At 52.9% G+C, this 12,549-nt stretch carries 9 protein-coding genes and 1 tRNA gene; 8 read left to right on the top strand and 2 right to left on the bottom strand.

From position 1 onward, the window contains the following. Positions 1 to 293 precede the first annotated feature (293 nt). From CODIS_RS06070 to CODIS_RS06055, 4 genes are all read left to right on the top strand, one after another. On the top strand, positions 294 to 2,612 hold the full coding sequence (locus CODIS_RS06070) for an autotransporter domain-containing protein (protein WP_069122228.1): 2,319 nt from the start codon (positions 294 to 296) through the stop codon (positions 2,610 to 2,612). A gap of 305 nt (positions 2,613 to 2,917) precedes the next feature. Further along, positions 2,918 to 2,994, top strand: a tRNA-Arg gene (locus tag CODIS_RS06065). 22 nt (positions 2,995 to 3,016) lie between these two features. Next, positions 3,017 to 3,376, top strand: coding sequence for a hypothetical protein (locus tag CODIS_RS20875; RefSeq protein ID WP_154723026.1), 360 nt, complete (start codon positions 3,017 to 3,019; stop codon positions 3,374 to 3,376). Between the two features lie 142 nt (positions 3,377 to 3,518). Further along, positions 3,519 to 3,794 (top strand): DUF2934 domain-containing protein, encoded by a 276-nt coding sequence (locus CODIS_RS06055; RefSeq protein WP_069122223.1) that lies wholly within the window; start codon positions 3,519 to 3,521, stop codon positions 3,792 to 3,794. A gap of 12 nt (positions 3,795 to 3,806) precedes the next feature. Here the strand turns inward: CODIS_RS06055 and CODIS_RS06050 are convergent, their stop codons facing one another. Further along, positions 3,807 to 4,040: a hypothetical protein gene (locus tag CODIS_RS06050; protein WP_069122221.1), complete on the bottom strand. Its 234-nt coding sequence runs from the start codon at positions 4,038 to 4,040 to the stop codon at positions 3,807 to 3,809. Positions 4,041 to 4,428: 388 nt separating this feature from the next. Here CODIS_RS06050 and CODIS_RS06045 point away from each other — a divergent pair, with 388 nt between their 5' ends. The 4 genes from CODIS_RS06045 (at position 4,429) to CODIS_RS06030 (ending at position 11,103) form a co-directional block, all read left to right on the top strand. Next, a complete protein-coding gene (locus CODIS_RS06045) occupies positions 4,429 to 7,287 on the top strand; it encodes a 2-oxoglutarate dehydrogenase E1 component (RefSeq protein WP_069122219.1) in 2,859 nt (952 codons plus the stop codon). Beyond that, entirely contained in the window at positions 7,284 to 8,480 is a 1,197-nt protein-coding gene (gene odhB / locus CODIS_RS06040; protein WP_069122217.1) for a 2-oxoglutarate dehydrogenase complex dihydrolipoyllysine-residue succinyltransferase, read from the top strand. The genes CODIS_RS06045 and odhB overlap by 4 nt, the downstream gene beginning before the upstream one ends. Positions 8,481 to 8,586: 106 nt before the next feature. After that, entirely contained in the window at positions 8,587 to 10,110 is a 1,524-nt protein-coding gene (locus tag CODIS_RS06035; protein ID WP_069122216.1) for a fumarate hydratase, read from the top strand. A gap of 6 nt (positions 10,111 to 10,116) precedes the next feature. Then, a complete protein-coding gene (locus CODIS_RS06030) occupies positions 10,117 to 11,103 on the top strand; it encodes an oxidoreductase (RefSeq protein ID WP_069122215.1) in 987 nt (328 codons plus the stop codon). Positions 11,104 to 11,110: 7 nt separating this feature from the next. Here CODIS_RS06030 and CODIS_RS06025 read toward each other — a convergent pair whose 3' ends face one another. Beyond that, complete coding sequence (locus CODIS_RS06025; RefSeq protein WP_069122213.1) at positions 11,111 to 12,424, bottom strand: PKD domain-containing protein; 1,314 nt, start codon at positions 12,422 to 12,424, stop codon at positions 11,111 to 11,113. Between the last annotated feature and the right edge of the window lie 125 nt (positions 12,425 to 12,549).

Raw genomic sequence — 12,549 nt, 5'->3', positions numbered from 1 at the left:
CACTAATCCAATGCGCCCTGTTGTGTCTGAAAAAGCGCCAATCAAGGCGCACCCCAAGGGCACTTCCTTCGGGGCGCAACCCGAAGGGCTGGGGCTGTTTTCGCCCCCAGCGGCGTTATCATTCGCTCATGTAGAATAACTACACTACGCTCATTCTGTCTTGCTGGGCACAAAAACAGCCCCAGCAGAGCGTATTGGATTAGTGTTAACAGGCCCTAGCAAGGCGAGGGGTGGAATCAACTATTGCGCTGAAAATACGAGTCTTCGAAGTCTCGATCCAAGGGAGGAGAATAATGAATATTCGTAAGCGGCAGGTGTTACGTGCATCAGCTGAAAATGTTCTTTGCGTCGTCTATAAAAAAAACCCAGATACCGCTGACCAAACCAATCCTCACTCACGACGAAATCTGCGGAGCCGACTTTTTGCCTTTGCAACGAGTCTGTTGTTGCTGATCCCATTTGCCGCACACGCGCTGATTCTCGACATCACTCCGACAAGCACGACAGTCAACGAAGGGGACGGCATCATCCCCGGCGCCGTACGTCTTACCAGGGAGTCCAGTGATCCAACGGGTGGCTGTACAGTCGCCGGCTTCATCAGCCTTGGTGGCACCGCAACTTTTAACGCCGACTACAACTTAGGCGGCAACACACTTGATTTTCAAGTCGATTTACCCGCCGGCGCGCAATCCGCAGAGGATCCAGGGGGGGTTGTCATACTCGATGACGCCGTGTCCGAACAGGATGAGACAATCATCATCACGATCAGTAACACGGCGATCACCACGTTCGATTGTGCTGCCGGGTTGGTGATCAATAACGCTGCAAATACGATTATCACCATCCAGGACAACGATACAACCGCCTTGCAAGCGGTCGATGATACCGCGAGCACTTCCACAAACACATCGGTGACGATAAATGTCCTGGCCAACGACACAGGGACCGGATTAAGCGTCAGCTCGTTGGGGACCGCTTCCAATGGATCGGTCGTGAACAATGGTGATGGAACGTTAACCTACACACCGAACGCCGACTTCGTCGGTGTTGACAGTTTCACCTACACGATCACGGATGGACAGTCTGCTCCGGGTACAGCCACGGTTACCATCGACGTAACTGCAACAGCACCCATAATCAACGCGGCAGATGATACTGCCTTCACGGTTACGGATCTTGCTGTGAGCATCAACGTGCTCGCCAACGATACAGGATCGGGGATAAGCGTCTATTCCGTCGGAACTCCATCCAATGGCACGGCGGTAAACAATAGCAACGGAACGATCACATATACGCCCAACAGTGGATTCGAGGGTGTGGATTCATTCAGTTATACAATCATCGACACCTCAGATGTTACGGCCACTGCTACTGTAACGGTGAGCGTCGGAGGCACTAACGTGAGCGACATACCAACGCTCAACAATAACCAGCAGGCGGTCGCCGATAGCCTGGATGCGCTCTGTTCAACCGCACAGAGTGGAGAGCTTCAGGCTAAATGTGACGCCATCGCTGCCTTACCCGTGGACCAGCAGCTGCAAGCGCTTGATGAGATTGTCCCCAATGATCTGGCTGCGCAAGGAAGTGTTTCCGTTGAGATCGCAACAACCCAGATCAGGAACATTCGTACACGTTTAGCCGCTCTGCGCAAAGGTGCGGCTGGACTGGCGATGAATGGCTTCCATCTTTCTATCGAAGGCCAGTCGATTCCCATCGGCACGCTCACCGATTCCGTGATCAACGAGCCGCGAGGCGGTGGCGCAAGCGCCGATGGAAATCCACGTTTTGGGATGTTCGTTAACGGTCGAATCAACTTCGGTGATAAAGACGCCTCCGTAAACGAGTCAGGCTTCGATTTCGATACCCGGGGAATCACCGTGGGAGCCGACTATCGGCTCAACGATCGACTGATCTTGGGCGGCGCATTGGGCGTTGCGACTACCGACTCGGAGTTCGACAATTCGGGTGGCAAGCTCGACAATAGAACAAGGAGCATATCGTTCTATGGCAACTTCTATCCATCGGAGCATACCTACATCGACTGGATCGCGACGGCCGGCCGGCATGACTTCGAGACTGAAAGAAACCTGTCGACGTTGTCCACTCTGACCGAGGGTGATACCGATGGAGATGAGATCGCGATCAGCCTAAGCGGTGGCGTGAACTTTAACCGAGGTTCCCTGCTGTTGAACGCCTACGGGCGACTCGAGCATATCGAGGTCGACATCGACAGCTATCAGGAAACAGGTGGCGGCGGCCTGGCCTTGCAGTATGCGGATCAGACAGTGGAGTCGCTTACGACTGCGCTAGGCGCCCGTCTTTCCAATGTCTACAGCATGGCATGGGGGGTATTGACGCCCAGTGTTTATCTGGAGTGGGAGCACGAGTTCGAAGACGATGAGCGGTTGATCACTGCAGCATTCGCGGAAGATATGACGACAGCCTTCTCGGTTGTGACCGGTAGTGCGGATGAGAACTACTTCAACTACGGATTTGGACTGGCGGCCACGCTGCCACGCGGCAAGTCATTCTTCTTCAACTACGAGTCCGTGGCAGGACAGGATGGGATAGACAACACGACGATCGACCTGGGTCTGCGAATTGAATTCTAGGGTCTGTTAACACTAGTCCACCGCTATGAGAAGTAAAGCGGAGGCGACATGATGCGTATAAAAAGACTCACAACAAGCCTCTGATATAAGCTGCCGATTGCCTACACCTAAACCGATGACGCAATAACTGTAGCTATTCAAGAGGTGGCAATGGCTAATAAATCACCCCCATAAATATGCCTGGTTTCATGCACAACAATGGGATGGTTGAGGCACCTTCTACAGCAGGCGAAGCGCCGTGCATCCGACTTGCCCGAAAACCTGCCGCACGGTAAACTATTGTTTAATTTAGAGAAATAATACTTGCCCTCGTAGCTCAGCAGGATAGAGCAATCGCCTCCTAAGCGATAGGTCACAGGTTCGACTCCTGTCGAGGGCGCCACTCAGACGATTTGAATAGAGAGATGCCGAATCGGTCAATTCCGCCTTACCGTAACCTGCAACAGCGGTTGCTGGTATTCCTGCTGATTGGTCTTAGTCTCGGTAGCAGCTGTCATGCAGCCATGCTGGAGGGGCAGGTCGTCGGAATACTTAGCGGCGACCGTATCACGCTCAGGCCGGCGGATGGTATTTACAGAGAAATCAAACTGTCCGGGATCCGCATACCGACCCGCGACAAAAACATGAAAAAGATAGCGCAACGTCATCTCAATATGTTGCTTGCGGGCCGCTTTGTCAGTGTCGAATACAATACCCTTTCCGCCAGGGGTGTTATACTCGGAACTGTCCTCCATGGAGGATCTGATATGGCCTTGCGGATGTGATCCGATGGTTTGGCCGTGACGACCAACCATCCACGGCTGCAACCTTCAAGATTGAGGCGTTACGAACAGGCCGAGGCCACCGCCCGCGCCCGCGGACTCGGTTTTTGGCAGAAATTGAGATGAGAAATTGCGAGGTGGTCTAATGGGGAAAAAAAGCGATCAAAAGAAAAGCAAAAAGGATAAAGACAAGAAAAAGTTAACCGCACAGACGAAAAAAAGCGGTAAAAAAGAGAAAAAAAGCGCTAAAGAGAGTACTGCGGTAAATCCACAGCTGCGGCTGGATATGATCGCCGAAGCTGCCTACTTTATCGCTGAAAAGCATGGTTTCGATCCGCAAAGGGTAACGCAAGATTGGCAACAGGCTGAAGAACAGATAGATGAGATGCTTAAATCCAAATATGATGAAGCGACAAGCTAGGGTCTGTTTGCACTAATCCTTTTTCTTTTTTGTCTTTGCCTTAGGTCTGGACTCTTTTTTACGAAGGCGTTTCAGGTTTTCTTCCAATGCGGCTTCCAGTGCCTTATAGACCTTGAGTTGCGCAGCCTGATACTGAGTTTCAGGTTCTCCGACCAATTCCAGGCGGGCACCGAAATAGGCCAGATCCGCTTCCAAAGAAATCGGATTCAGGTTGACCCTTAATTTGTTACTCTCTTGCGCGGCCAATTGCTTACTCTTTTCACCTGACTACCATGTGCGGTGTCTTACAAGGTTAACGTGCTCAGCATAGAGCGTTGCCGTTTACCCTGTCTAGTGGAGACACATTCCAGCAGTGATACCTTTCATATAACACCTCTCAAATCCTCTTCAAACGTCCCATTGGCGAATCACTGAAGGCACTAAACAATCTGAGACACCACACTATTTTAGCAGAGCAATGGCATGAATTGAGAAAGGGGTTGAATGATGTATTGAATCGTCCAATATTTTGTATAAATTTCAAACAGATTTTTTTTCAGTATCTTCTGTCAATCTATCTGTCTGTGCTAACCTTTACTGATAGCTGCCCAAAAATAAATTATCCACCAACCACCATGCTCAATGGGCTTAAAAAATGACCGACTATCTGGATTTACTCAGATCCACCTCTGCCTATTCAGGCGGAAATGCCGCCTTTGTTGAAGAGCTGTACGAGAATTATCTCAAAGACCCGCAAAGCATCCCGGACGACTGGCGAAAGGAGTTCGAGGGACTACCGAATCAAGCCCACACTGACACTGCACATGAACCCATCCGCCAGCGATTTCTCCATCTGGTGAATGAAAAGCGCTCTGCAACCATTACCACAGATGAAAATCTCTCGCCCGGAGCCGCAGAGCAACAGGCCTCCGTTTTACGCTATATCAATGGATTTCGCATGCGTGGCCACCAAAATGCGGATCTCGACCCCCTCAAGCTGCGCGACCCTGTCTATGTTCCCGATCTCGACCTGGCCTACCATAAGCTGGAAAAGATCGACCAAAACACCATTTACAATACCGGTTCTCTCTTCGCGCCGGAACGCCTGCCGCTGCGAGACATTATCGAGCTGGTCAAGAAAAGTTACTGCGGTAGCGTTGGCACCGAATATGGACACATTACCAGTACCAAACAGAAGCGCTGGATCCAGGAACGCATCGAACAGCGGCACCTTTTCCAGCAGTTCAGCAATAAGCAAAAGATCTGGCTGTTGACCCTGCTGACCGCAGCTGAGGGGATCGAAAAATATCTGCATAACCGGTACGTCGGCCAGAAAAGGTTCTCTCTGGAGGGCGGTGAGACCCTGATTCCATTGCTGGACGATCTGATTCAACACTGTGGCAGCAATGGCATCAATGAAGTCGTCATCGGCATGGCCCATCGCGGACGGATCAATGTATTGACCAATATACTGGGTAAGCCACCCCAGGATATTTTTGATGAGTTCGAAGGCCGTGTGACTGTTGACCCGGTACGTCTCTCCGGCGATGTGAAGTATCACATGGGTTTCTCTACCGATATCGATACCGATAGTGGAATCGTGCATGTCGCACTGGGCTTCAATCCCTCACATCTGGAGATCATCAATCCTGTCATCGAAGGTTCAGTAAGGGCGCGGCAACGCCGTCGCGGCGATCATGACGGATCCAGAGTATTACCTGTACTGATTCATGGTGATTCGGCATTTGCCGGCCAGGGTGTGGTGATGGAAACCCTGAACCTTTCGCAAACCCGCGGCTACACCACCGGTGGCACGGTGCATATCATTGTCAACAATCAGGTCGGGTTTACCACCAGCAATCCCATGGACACCCGCTCCACCCTCTACTGTACCGATGTCGCCAAGATGGTTCAGGCGCCGATCTTTCACGTCAATGGCGACGATCCCGAAGCGGTCGTCTACGTCACTCGCCTGGCACTCGAATTTCGCATGCGCTTTCGCAAGGATGTGGTGATCGATGTCATCTGCTATCGACGGCTTGGTCACAATGAAGCCGATGAACCGGCCGTCACACAACCGGAGATGTACAAGAAGATCCGCAATCGCCCAACGATACGGACCCTTTACGCAGATAAGCTGGTGCAGGAGTCAGTCATCTCTCCCCAGCAGGCTCGAGATTTGGTGAATAATTACCGTGAATCCCTAGAACAGGGGATCGTGGTGGCAAGGCCTGTAACCTGCGCCCTTCGCCATCCCTATGAGGTAAGGTGGAAACCCTTTAAAGGTATCGAATGGGATCACCCGATGGATACCCGGCTCAGCAGCGAGCGTTTAGATCTGCTGGCGGAACAGCTACTGCATGTTCCGGGGGGCTTTGAACTCCATCCCCGGGTTGAGAAGATTTGGACCGAGAGAAAGCGCATGGCCAGCGGGGATCAATTCATCGATTGGGGCTTTGCCGAAAACATGGCCTATGCCTCTTTGCTCACCGAGGGTGTCCCGGTGAGACTCTCAGGCCAGGACTCAGGGCGCGGAACCTTCTTTCACCGCCACGCAGTGCTTCATAATCAGATCGACGGCGAACCCCTGATCCCCCTGCAGCATTTGACCCGGGACCAGGCTGACTTTGTGGTTATCGATTCGCTGTTATCGGAGGAGGCGGTTCTCGGTTTTGAGTATGGTTACGCCACGGCAGAGCCCAATTGCCTTACCATCTGGGAGGCCCAGTTCGGTGACTTCGCTAACGGCGCACAGGTTGTCATCGATCAGTTCATCACATCGGGTGGTGAAAAGTGGGGCCTGTTGTGCGGACTGGTGATGTTCCTGCCCCACGGTTACGAAGGTCAGGGCGCCGAGCACTCCTCGGCCCGTCCGGAGCGCTTTCTACGCCTCTGCGCCAACCACAACATTCAGGTCTGCGTCCCCAGTTCGGCATCGCAAATATTCCATCTTTTAAGACGGCAGATGCTGCGGCCATATCGTCATCCACTCGTCGTCATGACACCCAAGAGCCTGCTCAGGCACCGCTTGGCAACATCACCCAAGCAGGAACTACTGGAAGGCGGATTCAAAAATGTCATCGACGAGATTGATGATATCGATCCGAAAAGGGTCAAGCGCCTTATCATGTGCTCGGGTAAGGTCTTTTATGAATTGTTGGAGACCCGCCGCTCGCGCGGCCTGGAAGATGTGGCGATTATACGCTTGGAGCAGCTATACCCCTTTCCGCAAAAAGACTTCGACAAGATCGTTGCGCGATATAAGAACGCGAAAATGTTTATCTGGTGTCAGGAAGAACCGCAGAATCAAGGGGCATGGGATCAAATCAAACATCGCTTCTACCCCATAATTTCCAAAAGCAGACAGCTCAACTATGTTGGACGCTCCTCAGCGGCGGCACCCTCAGTCGGTTACCGCTCGGTACATGTCGAACAGCAGGAGACCCTGATTGACGAGGCACTCTCCGGGCGCATCAACCCTCGAATGAACTACAGGAACCAGGATTATCAATGAGCATCGAACTACGCGTTCCCCAACTTCCCGAATCGGTTTCAGACGCCACTGTGCTGAGCTGGCACAAACAGCCGGGTGAACACATCGACCAGGATGAGACACTGGTCGATCTGGAAACCGACAAAGTTGTACTTGAAGTACCGTCACCGCAATCAGGCATCCTGACAACGATCCACTTCAAAGAGGGTGAAACCGTTCAGGCTGATGATGTATTGGGAATTCTGGAGGCCGGAGCCGGGACTCCGGCCAGCCAAGAACAACCGCCTGAAACCCCGCAGGCAGACAGGGAGGCACCTGCCCTCTCTCCCGCTGTCAGACGTCTGGTAAAGGAGAGTGGTATCGATCCCAGTACGATACAGGGCAGTGGTAAAAACGGGCGTATCGTCAAATCCGATGTGGAAGCGGCGATCGCCACGCAAAAGAGCGGATCTCAAACCGAGAGCACTGTTGCGCCGGCAACTCCATCTCCCCCACCGGCAACCATTGCAACAGGTCGTATTGAAGAGCGGGTACCGATGACGCGTCTGCGCAAGCGTGTCGCGGAGCGTTTGGTTGAGGCACAACAGACCGCTGCAATCCTGACCACCTTCAATGAGGTTAACCTGCAAGCCATTTCCGATCTTCGGGTCAAATACAGAGACGAGTTCGAAAAACGGCACAATGTACGCTTGGGCTTCATGGCCTTTTTCGTCAAGGCAGCGGTCGAGGCGCTAAAACAGTATCCGATCATCAATGCAACCGTTGACGGTGATGATATCCTCTATCATGGCTACTTCGATATAGGTATCGCCGTCTCCTCACCGCGAGGGCTGGTGGTACCGATATTGCGGGATGCGGATCAGCTCAGTTTTGCCGCCGTAGAGCAAAGAATCAAGGATTATGGCACCAAGGCCAAGGATGGATCGCTGAGTTATGAAGACCTGACCGGCGGCACATTCTCCATTACCAACGGTGGTGTATTCGGCTCCATGCTCTCCACACCGATTCTCAACCCACCTCAAAGTGCGATACTCGGCATGCATTCGATACAACAGCGCCCGGTGGCGGAAAAAGGAGAGATCGTTATCCGCCCCGTGATGTATCTGGCGCTATCCTATGACCACCGCATCATCGATGGCCGGGATGCGGTACAGTTCCTGGTGACCATCAAGCAGTTGCTGGAGGATCCCAGCCGGTTACTACTGGAAATCTGATCATGCATTAACAATAATCTTGACAATTCACCACAACGAATAGAATAACCAGAATCGTGCTCGACCTGTCTCTTCACCGGTCGATGCCGCATCGACAGGATTGACCATGACCCTCATCCGCCAGGAAGATCTTATCCATAGCATCGCCGATGCTCTTCAGTTTATTTCCTATTATCATCCGGTCGATTTTCTCAAAGCCATGGGAGAGGCATGGGCCAAGGAAGAGAGTCCGGCCGCCAAGGATGCAATGGCGCAGATCCTGGTCAATTCACGCATGTCTGCCGAGGGAAAACGTCCGGTCTGCCAGGATACCGGCATGGTGGTAGTTTTTCTCAAGATCGGTATGCAGGTTCAATGGGGTGGCGAGATGTCGGTCAGCGACATGGTCAATGAAGGCGTACGCCACGGCTATGCCCATCCCGACAATGTACTGCGATTCTCCATGGTCACCGATCCACTCGGCCGTCGCAAGAACAGTGGAGACAACACACCGGCCATCATTCACATGGAACTGGTCCCGGGCGACAAGGTTGAAGTTAAAATCGCAGCCAAAGGCGGTGGATCAGAGAACAAATCCCGCTTCAAGGTGCTCAACCCGTCCGGCTCACTGGTCGATTGGGTTTTACAAGAGGTACCTAAGATGGGTGCCGGATGGTGTCCACCGGGGATGCTCGGTATCGGCGTCGGGGGCTCGGCGGAAAAGGCCATGCTGCTGGCCAAGGAGTCGTTGATGGAACCCATCGACATCCATGAATTGCAGGCACGCGGCCCGTCCAATCGCAAAGAGGAGCTGCGTTTGGAGATCTATGACAAGGTCAATGCATTGGGCATCGGCGCGCAGGGACTCGGAGGCCTGACCACGGTGCTCGACGTTAAGATCAGCGACTTTCCTACTCATGCCGCCTCATTGCCGGTGGGTATGATCCCCAATTGTGCCGCTACGCGTCATGTGGAATTCACCCTGGACGGCAGCGGCCCCGCTCTGTTATCCCCACCTACCCGGGAAGATTGGCCTGATGTAACCTGGGAGGCCTCCCCGCAAGCACGCCGCGTCAACCTGGATGAGATCAGCAAGGAGGAGATAGCCGACTGGCAACCGGGTGAACTCATACTGCTCAACGGTAAACTTCTGACCGGGCGGGATGCCGCGCATAAGCGGATCGCCGATCTCTACGCAAACAATCAGCCACTACCCGATGGAATCGACTTCCATGGCCGCTTTATCTATTACGTGGGACCTGTCGATCCTGTACGTGATGAGGTAGTAGGCCCGGCCGGCCCCACCACCGCCACACGCATGGATAAGTTCAGCGATGTCATGTTGGATCAGGCGGGTCTGTTTGGCATGGTCGGCAAGGCGGAACGGGGACCGGCAGCATTGGAAGCGATAAAACGTCATAAAGCGGTCTATCTGATGGCGGTGGGCGGTGCTGCCTATCTTGTATCCAAAGCGATTCGCAGTTCACGTCTGTTGGCATTTGAAGATCTCGGCATGGAGGCCATACGGGAGTTTGAAGTGGTCGATTTTCCGGTCACAGTGGCAGTTGACAGCCGTGGTAACTCTGTTCATCAGACGGGCCCCGCCGAATGGCGGAACAAGATAGGTAAGATACCAGTTGTACCGGAGTAGTTTGACATGAATTCTTATAAAGCCTTTCGTATCCATAGAGAGAATGCTCAACATTCGGCAGGGATTGAAGAACTTGAGTTACAACCCCTGGATAAGGGTGAAATTCTGATCCGTGTGCAATACTCCAGTATCAATTACAAAGATGCTCTGGCCGGGACAGGCAAGGCACAGATCATCAGACGCTATCCGCTGACCGGCGGTATCGATGCCTGCGGTGAAGTTGCCGAGAGCAGCGACAAACGCTTCAAAGCCGGTGACACGGTGATTGTTACCGGTTACGAACTCTCAACTACCATTGATGGTGGCTATGCCGAATATCTTCGGGTGCCGGCAGACTGGGCGGTGCCGTTGCCTGAGGGTCTCACCGCCTCCCAGTCGATGATCTTGGGCACCGCCGGTTTCGCCGCTGCCTTGGCGCTGCACCGGATGGAGGTCAACGGCCAACGCCCGGATATGGGCCCTATACTGATCACCGGCGCCACCGGGGGGGTGGGCTGTATTGCGGTCAACATCTTCGATGGAGAGGGATTTGATGTGCATGCCGTCACCGGTAAGGCGGAGCAACACGCCTTTCTGGAACATCTCGGCGCGCAAGAGGTGTTGGAACGTGAACAGGTCAGTGCCTACCACCACGCCCTGGAACGGGGCACATGGGGTGGTGCTGTGGACAACGTGGGTGGCGAAATGCTCTCCAGCATCACCCGCAAGATCAAACCCTGGGGCAACATCGCCGCAATCGGTTTGGCCGGCGGACATGACTTGAATACCACGGTGATGCCATTCATTTTACGAGGCGTCAGCCTGATTGGAATCAACTCCGCCGGTTGCCCCTATGAGATTCGGGAGGAGATCTGGCAACGCCTGGCCTCCGACCTGCGGCCCAGGCACCTTGACGATATCCTGACCCAGACAGTCTCCATAGAGCAGCTCCCGGAAATCTTTGACCAGATACTTGCGGGCAAGATTACGGGACGTACCCTGGTGTCCTTCTAGGGCCGGTTCAATTGGGATAGATGGGAAGGTCCGCTTCTGAAGCGGTCATGGCAAAGTCGTCCAGATAGATCCATGAATCAAAATCATCCATGGTCGTCGGTATTCTAAAGACCCGGTGGCCTCCCACATCGCCCTCAGGAATACGCCAGGAGAAGTCAGGCGTCACGCCGTCGATCCACTCGGCCACCTTCACCCATGAGCCACCTAAAGGCCTGACCCAGCCTTCGTAAGAAGCTGATGTCGACGATGTATCCATATGTATTTTCACAAGGGTCCATCGATTGGGCGTAATGTTCTCACTGACATCGGTTTGTCCCAGTTTGAACTGATTGTAGTCAGGCGCTATCAGATAGTCGGCATAGCGTAAATCCGTGGTCGTCATATAAAGTTCACGATTGTCTGTATTTGCCCAGTACGGTTCACCGGTAGTATGACCGAGGGAATATAACCATGCGAGATTCTCTTGCGCGCATGGATAACCGCCTCTACAGGGATAGATAAATTTAAAACGGCCATCATAGGCGCTGAGCTGATCATTGATATCTGCCGGATCGTCGTAATAGTTAGGGTAGATCCAGAACTGAAACCAGACATCAGCAGGTACACTGCCTTGCGGCGCGTTTTCATCACCAAACTGAAGATAGAAGTCGGTTTGCGAACCCAGTGAACCCGGACGGGCTTCGATGGCGAGTACTCGGGTTGAATCGATCCCTGGAAAACTCCCGGAATAACCAGGTATTTCATCTACGGTATAGAGATAACCATTATGGCTGCCGGTAATGTTCACCGCTTTGACCTGATTCCAACCGCCTTGTGTGGTGAATGGATTGCTCTCACCGCCGGGATCGCCGGAATAGTTTCGTTCGATCGAATATTCGAAATCATCGAAGAATGACACGGCTGTAGGCACAATGGCGCCACTATTGTCATCTGTGGCCAGCGCATGAATTGTCGTTGAAACAGAGCCGGTTTCACCTTCCTGGTCTGTCACTGTCAGCGTTATCACATAACTGCCTGCCGTGGTGTAGATATGCGACGTATTGGGTAGCTGAGAGGCTGTACCATCTCCAAAGTCCCACTGATATCCGACGATACCGGTGTCATCCTTGGACTCCCTGCCATCAACGCTCACCTGTAGACTGACAACGCCACTGGTAGGGTCAGCGGAAATGAAAGCAATTGGTGCTTGATTCCCAGCCTGGGTGTCAGTTGAATCGCTTTGATTACCTGATGAAGAGCCGCCACAAGCCGTCAAACCAGCGATGGATATTATAAAGGCCAGATATTTGACAATGTAACAACCAACTAACTTGATAGCCATAATTCACCTGGTATCCTTCCTCCGATGGTGCCGACAAACAGCGCAGCCAAGAGGCTCCATTACCACCCATAACTCTCCGGTGTAGGTGTATCTCGATCATAGAACCCCATTGTATCTACCGTATT

This window comes from Candidatus Thiodiazotropha endolucinida (assembly GCF_001715975.1).
Lineage (GTDB): Bacteria > Pseudomonadota > Gammaproteobacteria > Chromatiales > Chromatiaceae > Thiodiazotropha > Thiodiazotropha endolucinida.
The sequence above is the reverse complement of the archived record's forward strand: the minus strand, read 5'-3'. Positions and strand labels throughout refer to the sequence as shown.